This window comes from Arthrobacter parietis (genome assembly GCF_039530425.1).
GTDB classification, from domain to species: Bacteria; Actinomycetota; Actinomycetes; order Actinomycetales; family Micrococcaceae; genus Arthrobacter_D; species Arthrobacter_D parietis.
Map to the genome: position 1 here is coordinate 141,547 of NZ_BAAAON010000010.1, position 15,540 is coordinate 157,086.

General features: G+C 65.0%; 16 protein-coding genes and 1 riboswitch. Of the genes, 11 read left to right on the forward strand and 5 right to left on the reverse strand.

Going from position 1 to position 15,540, the window contains the following annotated elements:
* Positions 1-6: 6 nt before the first annotated feature.
* Positions 7-384, reverse strand: coding sequence for a VOC family protein (locus ABFX19_RS15295; RefSeq protein ID WP_277358323.1), 378 nt, complete (start codon positions 382-384; stop codon positions 7-9).
* Positions 385-503: 119 nt separating this feature from the next.
* On the opposite strand from ABFX19_RS15295, the gene ABFX19_RS15300 reads away from it, so the two are divergent.
* The 4 genes from ABFX19_RS15300 to ABFX19_RS15315 all read left to right on the forward strand — a co-directional run bounded on the left by ABFX19_RS15300 (position 504) and on the right by ABFX19_RS15315 (position 5,304).
* Positions 504-1,730, forward strand: coding sequence for an allantoate amidohydrolase (locus tag ABFX19_RS15300; RefSeq protein ID WP_346028841.1), 1,227 nt, complete (start codon positions 504-506; stop codon positions 1,728-1,730).
* Positions 1,727-3,184 (forward strand): amidohydrolase family protein, encoded by a 1,458-nt coding sequence (locus ABFX19_RS15305; RefSeq protein WP_346028842.1) that lies wholly within the window; start codon positions 1,727-1,729, stop codon positions 3,182-3,184. The genes ABFX19_RS15300 and ABFX19_RS15305 overlap by 4 nt, the downstream gene beginning before the upstream one ends.
* Positions 3,181-4,395, forward strand: a complete 1,215-nt coding sequence (hutI, locus tag ABFX19_RS15310; protein WP_346028843.1) for an imidazolonepropionase — start codon at positions 3,181-3,183, stop codon at positions 4,393-4,395. Before ABFX19_RS15305 ends, hutI begins: the two co-directional genes overlap by 4 nt.
* A 120-nt stretch (positions 4,396-4,515) precedes the next feature.
* A complete protein-coding gene (locus tag ABFX19_RS15315) occupies positions 4,516-5,304 on the forward strand; it encodes a CPBP family intramembrane glutamic endopeptidase (RefSeq protein WP_277359566.1) in 789 nt (262 codons plus the stop codon).
* 44 nt (positions 5,305-5,348) lie between these two features.
* Here the strand turns inward: ABFX19_RS15315 and ABFX19_RS15320 are convergent, their stop codons facing one another.
* On the reverse strand, positions 5,349-5,990 hold the full coding sequence (locus tag ABFX19_RS15320; RefSeq protein ID WP_277359567.1) for a VOC family protein: 642 nt from the start codon (positions 5,988-5,990) through the stop codon (positions 5,349-5,351).
* Positions 5,991-6,325: 335 nt separating this feature from the next.
* Positions 6,326-6,456: riboswitch (SAM riboswitch) on the forward strand.
* 17 nt (positions 6,457-6,473) lie between these two features.
* On the opposite strand from ABFX19_RS15320, the gene metX reads away from it, so the two are divergent.
* Genes metX through ABFX19_RS15335 form a run of 3 tightly spaced genes read left to right on the forward strand, consistent with a single transcriptional unit; the run spans position 6,474 to position 9,152 of the window.
* Complete coding sequence (gene metX / locus ABFX19_RS15325; protein ID WP_277359568.1) at positions 6,474-7,661, forward strand: homoserine O-acetyltransferase MetX; 1,188 nt, start codon at positions 6,474-6,476, stop codon at positions 7,659-7,661.
* A gap of 55 nt (positions 7,662-7,716) precedes the next feature.
* Positions 7,717-8,475 carry an alpha/beta hydrolase gene (locus tag ABFX19_RS15330; RefSeq protein WP_277359569.1) on the forward strand — a complete coding sequence of 253 codons (759 nt, stop codon included), beginning with the start codon at positions 7,717-7,719 and terminating at the stop codon, positions 8,473-8,475.
* Between the two features lie 32 nt (positions 8,476-8,507).
* Complete coding sequence (locus ABFX19_RS15335; RefSeq protein ID WP_346028844.1) at positions 8,508-9,152, forward strand: class I SAM-dependent methyltransferase; 645 nt, start codon at positions 8,508-8,510, stop codon at positions 9,150-9,152.
* On the opposite strand, the gene ABFX19_RS15340 is transcribed toward ABFX19_RS15335, so the two are convergent.
* Positions 9,127-9,366, reverse strand: coding sequence for an RNA-binding S4 domain-containing protein (locus ABFX19_RS15340; protein WP_056548587.1), 240 nt, complete (start codon positions 9,364-9,366; stop codon positions 9,127-9,129). The genes ABFX19_RS15335 and ABFX19_RS15340 overlap by 26 nt on opposite strands.
* A gap of 62 nt (positions 9,367-9,428) precedes the next feature.
* Here ABFX19_RS15340 and ABFX19_RS15345 point away from each other — a divergent pair, with 62 nt between their 5' ends.
* Positions 9,429-10,394, forward strand: a complete 966-nt coding sequence (locus tag ABFX19_RS15345; RefSeq protein WP_346028845.1) for a DMT family transporter — start codon at positions 9,429-9,431, stop codon at positions 10,392-10,394.
* Between the two features lie 87 nt (positions 10,395-10,481).
* Here the strand turns inward: ABFX19_RS15345 and ABFX19_RS15350 are convergent, their stop codons facing one another.
* Entirely contained in the window at positions 10,482-12,104 is a 1,623-nt protein-coding gene (locus tag ABFX19_RS15350) for a M28 family peptidase (protein WP_346028846.1), read from the reverse strand.
* A gap of 263 nt (positions 12,105-12,367) precedes the next feature.
* On the opposite strand from ABFX19_RS15350, the gene ABFX19_RS15355 reads away from it, so the two are divergent.
* A complete protein-coding gene (locus ABFX19_RS15355; protein WP_157359096.1) occupies positions 12,368-12,544 on the forward strand; it encodes a hypothetical protein in 177 nt (58 codons plus the stop codon).
* Here ABFX19_RS15355 and ABFX19_RS15360 read toward each other — a convergent pair whose 3' ends face one another.
* A complete protein-coding gene (locus ABFX19_RS15360) occupies positions 12,545-12,976 on the reverse strand; it encodes a universal stress protein (protein ID WP_277359575.1) in 432 nt (143 codons plus the stop codon). It lies immediately after the preceding gene.
* 227 nt (positions 12,977-13,203) lie between these two features.
* On the opposite strand from ABFX19_RS15360, the gene ABFX19_RS15365 reads away from it, so the two are divergent.
* Entirely contained in the window at positions 13,204-14,595 is a 1,392-nt protein-coding gene (locus ABFX19_RS15365; protein ID WP_346028923.1) for a glycine--tRNA ligase, read from the forward strand.
* Positions 14,596-15,513, forward strand: a complete 918-nt coding sequence (locus tag ABFX19_RS15370; protein ID WP_346028847.1) for a GNAT family N-acetyltransferase — start codon at positions 14,596-14,598, stop codon at positions 15,511-15,513. It abuts the gene before it with no gap.
* Positions 15,514-15,540 lie beyond the last annotated feature (27 nt).

A 15,540-nucleotide genomic window follows, 5' to 3' on the forward strand; every position in this document is an offset into this window, starting at 1 on the left:
GAAAGGTCAGGGGTTCTGCCAGAGGCCCATCACATTGCCCTCGGGGTCACGGAAGTAGGCGGCGAACCCCATGTCACCGACGGTCATCTTCTCGCCGACGGCGGACCCTCCGAGCGCTTCGACCTTCGCGATCGACTCCTCGATGTTCTCGACGTCAATCGTGATGATCGGACCGGAGAGCGGGCCGCCGTCGCGCTTGAACATGCCGCCGTTGATGTAGCCCGGCTCAGTGGGACCCTGTTCTCCGGCAGGTCCGGTGCCGGCGGCGGTGTAGTCGAACTCGGGCATTTGGGTCACGTCCCAGCCGAACGCCTCGCGGTAGAACTCCCGGGCGCGATCGCCATTGTCAAAAGGGATTTCGAAATGTACAACGCGTCCGGCCACGATGAACTCCTCCAGATTGATCGGTTAGCGAGATGCTGGTGAGTCTAGGCCTGATCAATCAGTCTGCACAGGGGTACCTGTGGCACTGGGAAAACTCTGAAGAACCGGAAGGGAAACCGATGGACAGCGTAAGCAACCTGCTGGAATCAATCGAAGGTGTGGGGCGGGATACGGTCCGTGGCGGCTACTCCCGCCCTGTGTTCTCTCCGGCTGAACTGGACCTGCGGTCCTGGTTCGAGCAGGAGGCCCGTCGGCGCGGACTGGATATCGAAACTGACCGTAACGGCATCCTCTGGGCCTGGTGGGATGTCGATGGCGCTGACCGGAACGACGGCGGCACCCGGGACGGCGCGCTCGTCACCGGCAGCCACCTCGACTCGGTGCCCGGTGGAGGTGCATTTGACGGTCCGCTCGGCGTCGCCGCTGCCCTTGCTGCAGTGGACCTCCTGAAGGAACGCGGAGTCCAGCCGCAGCGGGCGCTCGCCGTCACAGTATTTCCCGAGGAGGAAGGCTCGCGCTTCGGTGTGGCGTGCCTTGGTTCGCGGCTGCTGACCGGTGCCATTGACCCGGATACAGCCCGGAATCTCAAGGATCCGGACGGCGTCACATTCGCCGAGGCCGCACGCGCCAACGGGCTGGATCCCGCACATCTGGGCAGGGACGACGAGGCACTTCGCCGGATCGGTGACTTCGTGGAACTCCACGTCGAGCAGGGCCGCGGACTCATCGACCTCGACTCCGCCATCGCCGTGGGCACCTCGATCATCGGCCACGGCCGCTGGAAACTGACCATCAGCGGACAGGGCAACCATGCCGGGACCACCTTGATGGAGGACCGCGCGGACCCCATGGTGGCCGCAGCACAGGTCATCCTCGCCATCCGCAAGACCGCCGCCGCCACGCCCGAAGCCCGCGCGACTGTGGGCAGGCTGCAGCCGATCCCGGGCGGTACCAACGTAATCGCTTCCCGGGTGGAGCTGTGGATCGACATCCGGCATCCCGACGACGCCACCACGGCCTCGCTGGTGGAGTCGATCCACGGCCAGGCGCAGAAGGCTGCGGCGTTCGAAGGGTGCACCGCCGCGCTGACCCGGGAGTCCGTCAGCGGCACCGTGACCTTCGATGGAGAACTCCAACGGCAGCTGCAGCTCGCCATTCCGGGCGCTCCCGGCCTGCCTACCGGTGCCGGTCACGACGCAGGCATCCTCGCCGCCCACGCACCGTCAGCCATGCTGTACGTGCGGAATCCGACCGGCATCAGCCATTCCCCCGAGGAACATGTCGAAGACGACGACGCCGACTACGGCGCCGTTGCGCTCGCCGACGCCCTGGAGCGGCTGCTGTGAAATCACTCTGGTGCGAGCAGGCCTGGCTGGAACCGGGGGACATTGCGGCGGGCGTGCGGGCCGAGGTCGATGACAACGGCGTTGTCCGCACCGTTAGCCGCGGTGCTGAACCGGAACCCGATGATCTGCGGCTGAACGGCGTGGTCTTCCCGACTGCGGCAAATGCACACTCGCATGCATTTCACCGGGTGCTTCGCGGGCGAACCCATGCCGGCACGGGCACGTTCTGGACGTGGCGGAACGCGATGTACCAGGCGGCCGGTACCCTCACACCCGAGCTGTACGAGGAACTTGCGACCGCCGTCTACACCGAAATGGTCACGGCCGGCTGGACCAGCGTCGCCGAATTCCACTACGTGCACCACCGGCAGGACAGCACCGAGTACGGCAAGCAGCGTATCGGGCCGCCAGAAACCGCAGCGCCAACGCACGCAACACTAACGCAGGCAGCACCAACGCACGACGACGGCCCGCATGCCATGGAGCTGGCGCTTGCCCGCGCTGCGGTCACCGCCGGCATCAGGCTGACACTGCTGGACACCTGCTACCTCTCCGCCGGCTTCGGCGCGCCGGTGCTGCCCGAACAGGCACGCTTCACCGACGGCAGCGCGGACGCCTGGCTCAGCCGGTGGCACTCCCTGCACACCGCCATCACGGGCAGTTTCGACGCATCCCAGGTCTCTGTCGGTGCTGCCCTGCACTCCGTGCGCGCCGTGGATGAACCTGCGCTTGCATACATTGCACAACACCTTCCCGCAGACGTACCCCTGCACATTCACCTTTCCGAGCAGCCTGCCGAGAACCGTGACTGTCTCGAGGCGACCGGAACCACACCTACCGGGTTGCTGGCCAGGCATGATCTACTCTCGGAACGGTTGACGGTGGTTCACGCGACCCACCTGACCGCCCAGGACATGAATCTCCTCGGTCAGGCGCGGGTCACCGTAGCCATGTGTCCCACAACGGAGGCGGATCTCGCCGACGGCATCGGTCCGGCACGCGCTCTGCAGGATGCCGGCGCGGTGGTGAGTCTGGGGACGGACCAGCACGCCGTCGTCGACCCCTGGCTCGAAATGCGGGCGCTGGAACACGGCGAACGGCTGGCCAGCGGCGGGCGGGGGCGATTCTCACCTGCCGAGCTGGTGCGCGCGGCCGCCAGCGGCGGGGCGCGGGCACAGGGTCGGCCCGCAGCCGGTCTGGCACCGGGACAAGTCTGCGACCTGGTCGCACTTGATCCCGCAACCGCACGCACGGCCGGCTCTTCTCCGGCCCAGCTCGTGCTGACGGCGACAGCGCAGGATGTCACCGCCGTCGTCGTCGGTGGGGAAGTGGTGGCCCGGAACGGGCGCCATGTGCGGCTGGGGGGTCCGGGCACGCTGCTCGCCGCGGCGATTGCGCGGATGGACGAGGCAGCACCAACAACGAAGGCCACAACGGGGAAGGCACTCTCATGACGGGCGCTACAACGATCATCACCGGCATCGGCGAGCTCATGACGCAGGACGCCGAGCAGCGGGTTCTCAAGGACGCGGCGATCGTGCTCGAGGATGAGCGGATCGCCTGGCTCGGTCCGGCCGCAAACGCTCCTGCCGCTGATTCCCGGTACGACGCCGGTGGCCGCGCCTGCCTGCCCGGCTGGGTGGACAGCCATACCCACCTGGTGTTCGCCGGCGACCGAACCGCGGAATTCGAGGCACGCATGGCCGGGCAGTCCTATGCCGCGGGCGGGATCTCTGTGACGGTGGACGCCACGCGGCGCGCCTCGGATGAGGAACTCGGCTCGCTCGTGGCCCAGCGGGTGGCCGAAGCCGGAGCGAACGGAACCACCTACCTCGAAACCAAGACCGGCTACGGTCTCAACGTCGAGGAAGAAGCCCGCAGCGCACGGATCGCCGCTGCAACAGCGGACGAGCTGACCTTCCTCGGAGCACACCTCGTTCCGCAGGGGTGGAAAGCGGACGACTACGTTCAGACCGTCACCGGACCCATGCTCAGCGCCGTCCGGCCCTACGTGCAGTGGGCTGACGTATTTTGCGAAACGGGCGCGTTCACACCGGACCAGAGCCGTGAAGTGCTTCGCGCATGCCGGGACGCGGGTCTGGGACTTCGGGTGCACGGGAACCAGCTCGGCCCGGGGGAGGGCGTGCGGCTCGCTGTGGAGGAGGCAGCGGCCAGCGTCGACCACGTGAACCATTTGGAGCTGTCGGACATCGACGCCCTCGCAGGTTCCTGGTCCGGCTGGGAGGGTGATCCGGACAGCCGGGGGACGGTGGCAACCTGCCTGCCCGCGTGCGATCTGTCCACCCGCCAACCCCTCGCGCCCGCCCGGCAGCTGCTGGATGCCGGAGTACCCATCGCGCTTGCCTCCAACTGCAATCCGGGGACGTCCTACACCTCGTCCATGGCGTTCTGCGTAGCTACGGCCGTGCTGCAGATGGGACTGACGGTTGCCGAAGCCGTCCGCGCGGCAACCTACGGCGGTGCGCTTGCCCTCCACCGCGAACAAACAACCGACGACGGCGGCCGGCTGGCCGTTGGGTCGCTCGCTGTCGGACACCGCGCGGACCTGCAACTGCTGGACGCACCGTCCGCAACCCACCTGGCTTACCGTCCGGGGATGCAGCTGACCCATGCGGTGTGGCGCGCCGGGCAGCGCCTCCGTTGAGTTTTTGTCGCCTAGTTGCTGTTTCACGACGCTCAGAACAGCAGATAGGCGACAAAAACTTCCCGGGGAACCGTTTTTGTACGCTTTGGCAAGCACCGAAGCGTACGGCACCATGAAGGCATGCCAACCGCCAAAACCAGCCAGCCGTCGTCGTTATCCCCGACCGCCCGCCGGAAGAGGATCAAAGCGGAAATCCTGATTGTCCTTGGTCTGTCCCTCGGCCAGGCCGGGGTTTACGCGGTGGTGGAGTTGATCGACAAGCTGACCCGTGCGCCGCTGGCTGCGCAGACCACCAGGCTCAATCCGGTTCTGGACAACCGGCAGTACTTCGATCTCACCTACCAGCTGCTGGGAATCTTCTTTGCGCTGGTTCCCGTGGTGCTTGTGCTGTTCCTGCTCACCCAGCCGGGGAAGTCGGCCTTCCGCCGGATTGGCTTCACCTTCAGCAAACCGAAGGTCGACTTCGGTCTGGGAGTGGGGCTGGCCGCGGTGATCGGGGTGGGAACGCTCGGGGTGTACGCCGCGGGCCGGGCACTGGGGCTTACCACTGCGATCATCCCGACGGCGCTCGACACCTACTGGTGGACGCTGCCTGTGCTGGTGCTCTCGGCGATCCGTCACGCGGTGCTCGAAGAGGTCATTGTGGTGGGCTACCTCTTTGAGCGGCTCCGGGAACTGGGCTGGTCAGTCCCGGTGATTATTGTGACTTCGGCGCTCCTGCGAGGGAGCTATCACCTGTACCAGGGGATCGGCCCGTTCATCGGGAACGTGATCATGGGGCTGATCTTCGGCTACGCCTACACGCGCACCAAGCGGGTGATGCCCCTGGTGATAGCGCATGCGCTGCTGGACATTGCAGGCTTTGTCGGCTTCGCGCTCTTCGGCCCGGCTATCGGCATCGGAAGCTAACCCCCGGCCACGCGGCCTGGGGAACCAGCGTCCGAAAGAACCAATTAGATCCGGACCGCACCCTTCGGGGTTTCGAACGCTACCGACATGATGCCGGGCGTGCCGTTGGGGGCGATCCACTCGACGTCGACGTCGTCCAACGGGTGGGTGACGGGCGTTCCGAGCCACTCTGTGACGCGCTCTGCCGACCCGGCGATGGTGAGCGCGCTGAGGCGCACGGACGCGGTGCGCGCCTGGGATGGGTGGAGGGACTCCGTGCCTTCATCCCAGCGGATCATGTAGGGGACCTGAGGGTCAGCGATGAGGCCCTTGATGCCGATCTGCTGCCAGGTCAGCTCCTGCCCGTCCGGGAATTTGCGGTTACCGGGGACGGCGCTGCGGCCAAGGCGGTCCTCGAACGGGGCGAGGTCATCAACGGCTACGCACCAGCCCATCCAGCCGCCGCCGGCCTCGGACCGTGCCCGCACCGCCTGGCCAAATGGAGCCTTGTCCGAGGCTGGGTGGTCAAGGACCTCGACTACCTCGAGGTACTGGCCGTTGACCAACGGAAAAATCATGTTGCGGGTGCCAAACCGCGGGTGGATTCCACCCTTCACGAATTCAACTCCGAGGGCGTCGGAAATCCGTTCCGCAGTAGCAGTCAGTCCGTCAGGTTCGCAGGCATAAGACACATGATCCAGGCGCATGGCCCCATTTTGGCACTTTGTGATGGAGGCCTCGACTAAGGGTTACCTAAGTCACACCGCGGGCGACGATGTTCCAAGCAAAACCCAAGGTCAGAGCCGGATAGTTGCTTCACACAGGGAGCCCGGTTCCGAGACCGCCGGAGTTTCCTGCCAGGGACGCCCACTGGGTGTCCCCCTTGAGTGGGGCCGACCGTTTTCCCATAGACGCCGAACGGCCCCACTCAAGCATCCTCTGCCGCACGCGCGCCTTTCACGGCTACTACGCCAGCCGGCTTCATTTCACGGCGAGTCACACAAGTTGCCCTCACCCGCGCTGGTCAGGTTTCCTAATACGAGGTAACGAGTGACAGTGCGGCAGGTTCCACCCGCCATCAGCCCCGGCTTGCTGTCCGGCAACCCTCCCTCGCGGCGGGGTGCCCCGGGTGAAGACCAGGCCCTGCATGCAGTGCAGGAGCAAGCGCGATTCAGTGAGGCGGCAGGGTTTTGACAGGCATCACCACAGCGGTTCCGCAGCCGGAAGCGGGGCTGGTTGACGGCGTCGTCGTGCAACGGTTCCGGATTGGCCCGTTGGCGCTGGAAACAGGCGGCCATTTGCCCGATGTCGTCCTCGCCTACGAGACCTGGGGCACGCTCAATGCCGATGCCTCCAATGCGGTGCTGATCGAGCACGCACTCACCGGCAGCTCACATGTAGCGCGGGGCGAGTCCTCCGAGGATGGCTGGTGGGACGGGTTGGTGGGTCCGGGCAGAACCATCGACACGAACCGCTACTTCGTGGTGTCCATCAATATGCTGGGCGGCTGTTACGGATCCACGGGGCCGGCGTCGCTTGATCCGGAGGGCAAGCCGTGGGGTTCGCGTTTCCCCTTCGTCACCATCCGCGATTCCGTGCGTGCCGAGGCACTGCTCGCAGACCTGCTGGGCATCTCCTCCTGGCACTCCGTGCTGGGTGGGTCAATGGGAGGCGCGAGGGCTCTTGAGTGGGCTGTCACCTATCCCGGGCGGGTGCAACGGTGCGCCGTCATCGCGTGCGGAGCAGCGAGCACCGCGGAGCAGATCGCCTTCGCGCAGGCCCAGGTGCAGGCCATTCGCCTCGACCCGCGGTTCACCGGCGGCGACTACTACGGAAGCGCCGGTCCCGAGGATGGGTTGGGCCTTGCCCGGCGCATCGCGCACATCACCTACCGTTCGGAGGCGGAACTCGTACACCGGTTCGGTCGGGCAGCGCAGGGTATGGAAGAGCCTTTTGGGTCGTCGGTGCCGGGCGGGCGCGGCCGCTACCAGGTGGAGAGCTACCTGGACCATCAGGCGGAAAAGCTGGTCCGGCGGTTTGACGCCAACAGCTACGTCATCCTCACTGAAGCGCTCATGAGCCACGACGTTGCCCGTGACCGGGGGAGCCTCAGCACTGCACTCGCAGCTGCCTCGGCAGAGTTCTTCGTCGCGGCGGTGGATTCGGATCGCCTCTACTGGCCTCGCCAGTCCGTTGAACTGGCGTCCGCATTGCCCGGGAACGTTGCCGTCCACACCATTGAATCTCCCATCGGCCACGATGCCTTCCTCACCGAGATTGCGCAGCTTGAGCCCGCGCTGGCAGCAGCGTTCTATAGCAACACCGACGACGGCGATGTCAAGGAGAGCGCCTCAGCGCTACGGTTGCGCGCGGGCTGAGTCGCAGCCTGCCGCAGCACGCAGCCGGCACAGTTCAACATGCCACTATGGAGCTATGACGAATTTTTCCTCGACTGACGGTTCTGCTGCGCCCTCCTCCGCCTCCTCCTCCGCCTCCGCCTCCGCCCCCGAGACCGGGCCCGGGACCGGCCCGGCCTCGACCGCACCGACTGTCGTCTGGTCGAAGCCCGAAGACGAGCGCTCCGGCTCGCCGCTCCTGGTGCTGCTGCACGGACACATGGCCAACGAGGAAGACCTCATGGGTATCCTCGACTTCCTGCCCGACGAGTTCACCGTGGCATCCGTACGTGCGCCGGTCGCCCTGGGAGCAGGTTTCACCTGGTTCCCGCTGATGCAGGACGCCGCCTATTCGGTCGACAAGGTCACCGCCGCCGTCCAGGACGTCATTGACTGGGTCGACTCCATCAAGCAGTCGCACTCGAGCGTCACCCTGCTCGGCTTCTCGATGGGCATGGCAGTGGCAAGCTCCATGCTGCGTGCCCGGCCCGCAGACTACGCGGCCGTCGTCGGGCTCTCAGGGTTTGTTGTGCCGACCGACGGCAGCACGTTCTTCAACGACAGCGCGCTTGTTGCGAAGCCAGTGCCGTTCTTCTGGGGCCGGGATCAGGAAGACCCGGTCATTCCCGCCGATCGAATCGAGTTCACCCACGGCTGGCTGAACCGCCACACCAAGCTCACCAAGGTGCTCTACGCGGGCATGTACCACAGCATCAACGCACAGGAACTGGGACATGTGCGGGAATTTCTGCAGATGGTGGTGCCCGGCGTCAGCCGGACACCACTGTCACGGTAACGCCGTTACGGTGGCGGGTTAGACTCCCGAATGTGAAGAAAGAAACGCTCTGGGACGCAGGAAAACGCGCGGACCCCAACAGGTCAGCCGCCTACATCCAGCGTTTTGAACAGCTGATATCCGAGGGTGCGGACTTACACGGGGAAGCCCGGTGCGTCGACGCAATGGCTCCCCGAAATGCGCGTATTCTCGACGCCGGCTGCGGGCAAGGCCGGGTTGGCGGGGAACTGGCGCTGCGTGGCCATTCCGTGGTGGGAGTTGACGCGGACGCCCAGTTGGTCGAAGCGGCGAGGGCAGCCCACCCAGGGCCTGTGTGGCTGGTGGGAGACTTGACAGAGCTGGATCTGCCGGCCCGCGGAGTGGCTAAGTCCTTTGACGTGATTGTCTGCGCAGGAAACGTCCTCGCCTTCCTTGCTCCGGGCACGGCGCCACAGGTTCTTGCACGCCTGCATCGCCACCTGGCGCGCGGTGGACGCCTGATCGTCGGGTTCGGCGCCGGGCGCGGCTACACCTTCGACCAGTTTTTCACTGACGTCGCCGGCGCCGGCTTCTCCGTCTCCTTGCGCCTGGCCACGTGGGATCTTCAGGCCTGGACGCCAACATCGGACTTTCTCGTTGCGGTGTGCGAAGCCGAAGCCCGCGATGCCTGCGTTATCCCTGCACCACTGTCACGGTAACGCCGTTCACCGTCACGGAATCACCGGGATGAATCTGGCGTCCCCGGCGATCCTCGATCTCACCGTTGACTTTCACCAGGCCGTTCTCGATGAGTTCCTTGGCCTCCACCCCATCCTCGGCAAGATTGGCCAGCTTGACCAACTGGCCCAGCCGGATCATCGAGTCACGGATGGGCACTTCAGTGGCGGCGCCGGTCTCATCGTTTATGCTCATGGTTACATTCTGCCCGCCGGAAGTGACCGGCCGGAACAGGCCAGTGCCCTAGGGTTTAACGGGTGTCTCGAGCCCCCCACCTTCCCGCCGTCATCGGCCTCCCGCTGGCAATATCCTCCGGCGTAGCCATTCCGCTTCAAAGCAGGATCAACGGAGCACTGGGGCAAACGCTCGACGACGGACTTGCAGCCGCGCTCATCAGTTTCGGTACCGGATTGGTGCTGATGATCCTGATCTCGTTGCTGCTTCCGCGCGGACGGGCGGGCCTCGGCCAGCTGATCCCTGCCGTGCGGCAGCGGCGGTTTCCCCGCATCTACCTGGCCGCAGGGACCATCGGTGCGTTGTTTGTTTTCTCGCAGGCGCTCACCATCTCGGTCCTTGGAGTCGCGCTCTTTACGGTCGCCGCGGTCATGGGCCAGACGCTGAGCGGACTCGCCGTGGACAGGCTCGGGATCGGACCCGGCGGGCGGCGCACAATCACCATCATGCGGGTAATCGGCGTGACGCTGACGGTCGCGGCAGTTATCTGGGCAGTCTCACCCCGCCTCGGCGGAACAGGTACGACGGCGGCACTCATCCTTCCGCTCCTGCTTCCCATCGCAGCCGGCATCCTGGTGAGCTTCCAACAAGCCATGAACGGAACCGCCGCCGTGCAGTACGGCACACCCATTACCGCCACCCTGATGAACTTCATTGCCGGATCGGTCGTGCTCCTCGCCGCCTGGCTAGTGAAACTGGTGCTCACCGGCCCTCCTGAACCGCTGCCGGCAGAGTGGTGGTATTACCTGGGTGGACCGATGGGATGCATCTTCATCGGTATCGGTGCACTCCTGGTGCGATCCCTGGGTGTGCTGCTTACCGGCCTCGGAATGATCGCAGGCCAGCTGCTGGGTTCGCTGGCACTGGACCTTGTGCTCCCCACGCCGGGGACCGTCGTCGTCTTCGCCACCGTGGCGGGGCCGATCCTCGCACTGGGGGCCATCATCCTGACCACGCTGCCCTGGAACCGGCGCCTGCTGCGACGCTGATCCAGGAAAAGATCGCGGGCAACGAAAAGGCGGGTCGGTACCACCTGAAAGAAGTGGTCCCGACCCGCCTTTGGCTAGCCCGGGATACTACCGGTCGGCCAGTTCGGAATCGTGGTCATGCTCCGGGTGGAGCCCGCCGCCGCTTTCGGTGCCGCCGCCCAGCGGGTTACCTTCGAAGCCGCCCTTTTGCTTGAAGTTACCCTTCACGTTGTCTCCAACGCCGTTCACCGCGGTCGTGTTCATGGCGTAGGTGAGGGTCAGATGAGCAATCGCGTCGCTCATCTGGTCGAGTGACTCAACGCTGACGTTGCTCAGGTCATCACATTCTGCGTGGTAGCAGGCATCGTAGGGTGCGCCCGCAACGCCACCGAAGAGCACTGCCTGCTCTTCGGTCTTGATTCCCTCTGCGCCGGTGAAGAGTCCGCCTGCGGGAATGCCCTCTGCGATGAATGGTCCATAATCACTACGGCCGCTGAACGCTGTTTCACCTGAGGCCAGTCCCTCAGCTGCGAAGTAGTCGTGGAAATCCTGCTCGATCTGACCGGATCCCGCAGGACCCTCAGCAGCGCCGGGACCGACAGGGAAGGCCGAGTTGTCACCGTCGTACACGAAGCGGCCAAAGTTGGCGGAGCCGATCATGTCGAAGTTCAGGTACAGCCCAACCCTGTCCAGCTCTCCCGTTTCCGCGAGGTCTGCGACATAGTGCTCCGCGCCGAGGAGTCCCTGTTCCTCTGCACCCCACCAGGCAAAGCGGACCTTGTTTGCAGTCTTGACCTTCTGCATCGATTCCGCGACCGCAAGGATTGCGGCGCTACCCGTGCCGTTGTCATTGATGCCGGCACCGGCCACCACGCTGTCGAGGTGAGCGCCGACCATCACCACATTGTCGGCGTCGCCGGTTGCGGTTTCCGCAAGCACGTTGTAAGTCGCGCGGTTCTCGGAGACGGTGTCCACCGTCACTGTGCCCGTGACGTTCTCGCCGATCAGGCTGACGCCCACGTCGAAGCTTGCTCCCAGGACCGGAATTTCGATTCCCGGTGCCCCGAGGGTGCCGTTGATCGGACCGGTGCTGCCTTCCGATCCGGTATTAAAAATGACGACGGCGGTGGCCCCGGCTGCTTCTGCGTTGCTGGCCTTCTGCGCGAACGAACAACTGCCACGCTGTATCAGCGCAATTGATCCGGCTGCGAATCCATCGAAGTCGGTGGCTTCACACCCGCTGGTGTTGGCGCCGGCGGTACCGGTGGTGTCGACGGCGGTGATAGCGCCCACCGCTTCTCCTGCCCCGGAATAGGTCATGGTCGCGAAGGATTCCGCTGCGTAAACCTGTGATTCCGGGCTGATCTGGGTGAGGACCGAAGGGCTCAGCTGCTGGAAGTACGGGAACATGAATTCCTGCACAACGGGGGAGTACCCAGCAGCCTGGAGCTTCCCGACCACGTAGGCCACGGAGTCGTCATATCCCGGGGTTCCGGATGCCCGGGTGCCATCATTGGCATCGGCGATCGCGTCCAGGGCTTCAAGATGACCGACCACCCGGTCAACCGAGACGGCGGCGCGGAGCTTTTCAGAGGTGTTGTTGTTGCTGTTCTCGTGGGTTGGCCCGGCAGTTGCCGCCAGCCCTCCCGAGGCAACGAGCGCGAGTCCACCGGCAAATGCAAGCGATGCTCGCCCAAAATGGGCGCGCTTAAGTAGAGCGTTTGGGATCACCGTTGTTCCTTCTGTCGCAAAGGCGTGCCTACGGTTGCAGACACTCGAACCCCTGTGACGCGGATCACGGCACAGGGGTGCGTTCAATCTATGGACAGTTGTCCCGCCGCGTCAAGGGCTCCCTACCCGCCGGTAGATCACCGGTGGAAACCGCCCTCATCACCGGTAGAAACCCCCCCCATCACCGGTAGAAAACTGCCCCCAAGGCGCGTAGGGTCGGAACTCCCGAAGCGGGGAACTATGTGAGGCAAAGGAGATTTCCCATGGGCCTAAGCAACATCATCAGGAGCGCCGCCGGCCGATTCGCAGGCGGAGGCAGCGCCGGAACAACCCGAGGCACACCGCGGACCGGCGGGATGCGAACGGGACGTAGCGGCGCCAACCGCCCCGGTTCCGGTGGAGTCGGCGGAATGATCCGCAGCATCCTCAACCGGCGGTAGTCATGAAGCTGTTTTCACTACGAGGACGTCGCACGGAGCGTTGTGAACAACGCTCCAGGCGACGCTCCCCAGCACTCGCCCTAGACCCTTGATGCCCACATTGCCTACCACGAGCAATTGGGCGCCCGAGCGCTCGGCCTCTTCCATCAGGACGTCCTGGGGCTTCCCGCGGCCGGCAGCAGGGCGAATTTCCACCCCCGGGTGCTCACCGCGCAGTTTGGTTGCCACTTGCTCTGCCATCTCCAGCGCACGCTCGGCATCATCCAGCACCCAGGTTTCGCTGCCGATCTTGACGATCTCCGTGTTGCCGGTGATGTGCGCGCTCAGAACGACCAGTTCGGTTCCCAGCCCCTGCGCGAGCGTCGCTGCCCGTGATGCCGCCTTATAAGCGGTTTCGCTGCCATCGACTCCCACAACCACATTCCCTGCCATGCTGTTCCTCCTTGAACGGTGAATCCCGGGCGGTTCCCGCGCCGGACCAACAGGAACGACCTTAGCGCCAGCGAGCAGGCAGGCGTGTTTCGGTAGGCTAAGGTAGTAGCTTCGCCCGCCCGGTCCGGCACGGCAGTTCGCGTTGAATTCCGGCTGCTGGGCCGTTCCGCACGGCACAACGACGACCGCACCCAGCGGCCTGTCCAAACATGTAGAGGATGGCATTCATCGTGGCCAAGCAGGTTTCAGCCCTGGACCCAATCATTTCCCTCGCCAAGCGGCGCGGCTTCGTCTTCCAGGCCGGTGAAATCTACGGCGGTTCCCGCTCCGCCTGGGACTACGGACCCCTTGGCGCCGAGCTCAAGGAAAACATCAAGCGCCAGTGGTGGCAGTCAATGGTCCGTGGGCGCGAGGACGTCGTCGGTCTGGACTCCTCGGTTATCCTTCCCCGCCAGGTATGGGAAGCATCCGGCCATGTCGAAGTATTCTCCGACCCCCTGGTGGAGTGCCTCTCCTGCCACAAGCGCTACCGGGCTGACCACCTCGAGGAAGAGTATGAGGAGAAGAAGGGCAGGCCCGCGGAGAACGGCCTGGCGGACATCGCCTGCGCCAACTGCGGCACCCGCGGCCAGTGGACGGAACCCCAGGAGTTCTCCGGTCTGCTGAAAACCTTCCTCGGCCCTGTTGCCAGTGACGAGGGCATGCACTATCTACGGCCCGAAACCGCGCAGGGCATCTTCGTGAACTTCAACAACGTGCTCACTACGTCCCGCAAGAAGCCACCGTTCGGCATCGGCCAGATCGGCAAGAGCTTCCGCAACGAGATCACACCCGGAAACTTCATCTTCCGCACCCGTGAGTTCGAGCAGATGGAGATGGAGTTCTTCGTCGAGCCCGGCACCGATGATGAGTGGCACGAGTACTGGATCAAGGAACGGTTCGACTGGTATACCGGCCTCGGCATCAACCCGGACAACCTGCGCCTCTTCGTCCACCCGCAGGAAAAGCTGAGCCACTACTCCAAGGGCACCACGGACATCGAGTACCGCTTCGGATTCTCCGGCTCCGAGTGGGGTGAGCTTGAGGGCGTCGCCAACCGCACCGACTTCGATCTCTCCACGCACTCGAAGCACTCCGGCACAGAGCTGAGCTACTTCAACCAGGCCACCAACGAGCGGTACACCCCCTACGTCATCGAGCCTGCCGCCGGGCTGACCCGCTCCTTCATGGCGTTCCTCGTGGACTCCTACGCAGAAGATGAGGCGCCCAACGCGAAGGGCGGCGTGGACAAGCGCACCGTCCTCAAGCTCGATCCGCGTCTTGCTCCGGTGAAGGCCGCCGTTCTCCCGCTCAGCCGCAACGAGGACCTCTCGCCCAAGGCCAAGGATCTGGGAGCCCAGCTGCGGAAGAGCTGGAACATCGACTTCGACGACGCCGGTGCCATCGGCCGTCGTTACCGCCGCCAGGATGAAATCGGTACCCCGTTCTGCATCACCGTGGACTTCGACACGCTCGAAGACCAGGCCGTCACTATCCGTGAACGCGACACCATGGCCCAGGAACGCGTTTCCCTCGACAAGGTCGAGGGCTACCTGGCGCAGCGGTTGGTAGGCGCGTAAGTGGCAATCCAGTACCGCCCCTGGCGTGACGGCGACGACCTCGAACTCCTGCAGGTGTGGGGAGGCCCGCCGAATCCGCAGGCGGAGCAGTCCCGGGCACTGTTCCGGCCGTCGTCGGATTCCCCGTGGCTGCGCTGCATCGTGGCAGAAGATGCAATGGACGGTGTGGCCGTGCCGGTCGCTGCCGCTTACGTCTTCGAGCCGAAGCTTCATGATCAGCGGCTCTGGGCCTACGTTGAGGTCAGCCAGGCTCATCGGGGAACAGGGATCGCCGCCACGCTCCTGGGAATGCTCCGCCACGAAGCCGGCTCGTCGCCGTCGGGCGTTTCCACGCTGCGGGCAAAGGTGGTCCCCGGATCTGACGGCGCTGTCTTCGCAGCGGCGGCAGGCTTCCGGGAGATCCAGCGCTCGCGGATCATCGAGGTTGCACCCGGAGCGCTCGCGGTACCGAACTTCGACGACGACGACGGCCCCCAGCTTGAGGAGGCTGCCACCGGTTCGGTTGAGCTCACCAGGGCGGTGACCGAGTGGTACAACGCGGTGCACTCGTGGGACCCGGCTGATATGACGCTGGGCCAGGCGCAGCAGTTCCTGCTCGCTGATACGGCAGGTGCCGGTGGTGCCGTGGTCCTGCGTGACAAGCCCAAGAGCGCCGGCGGTGCGATTGCGGCATTCGCGCTGAGCTACACACAGAGCCGAACGGACGCGCCGGCAGACGTGCTCATCGGGTGCGACACAGGCCTGCGGCCCAGCGAGCAGAGCGCTGCCGTCGCGTCGCTGCTGGCGATGCTGGTGTATCAGTACCCCGTGCAGTTGGAGGTTGATGACTCCATGACCGCGCTGGTTGAGGTGCTTGATCCGCTGCTTGCCACTGGTGCCGCCAGGGTCGTGGCGGAAACGCGGGTTGTCAGCGACTGACCGAAGTCGTGGTCGCTTGCGTCACCC

What these genes read in the sequence shown, in the direction of transcription:
- ABFX19_RS15315 (WP_277359566.1), top strand. Translation starts at nt 4,516, where the DNA reads ATGCCAACCGCCAAAACCAGCCAGCCGTCGTCGTTATCCCCGACCGCC.
- ABFX19_RS15320 (WP_277359567.1), bottom strand. Translation starts at nt 5,990, where the DNA reads ATGCGCCTGGATCATGTGTCTTATGCCTGCGAACCTGACGGACTGACT.
- ABFX19_RS15360 (WP_277359575.1), bottom strand. Translation starts at nt 12,976, where the DNA reads ATGGCAGGGAATGTGGTTGTGGGAGTCGATGGCAGCGAAACCGCTTAT.
- hutI (WP_346028843.1), top strand. Translation starts at nt 3,181, where the DNA reads ATGACGGGCGCTACAACGATCATCACCGGCATCGGCGAGCTCATGACG.
- ABFX19_RS15355 (WP_157359096.1), top strand. Translation starts at nt 12,368, where the DNA reads ATGGGCCTAAGCAACATCATCAGGAGCGCCGCCGGCCGATTCGCAGGC.
- ABFX19_RS15330 (WP_277359569.1), top strand. Translation starts at nt 7,717, where the DNA reads ATGACGAATTTTTCCTCGACTGACGGTTCTGCTGCGCCCTCCTCCGCC.
- ABFX19_RS15300 (WP_346028841.1), top strand. Translation starts at nt 504, where the DNA reads ATGGACAGCGTAAGCAACCTGCTGGAATCAATCGAAGGTGTGGGGCGG.
- ABFX19_RS15340 (WP_056548587.1), bottom strand. Translation starts at nt 9,366, where the DNA reads ATGAGCATAAACGATGAGACCGGCGCCGCCACTGAAGTGCCCATCCGT.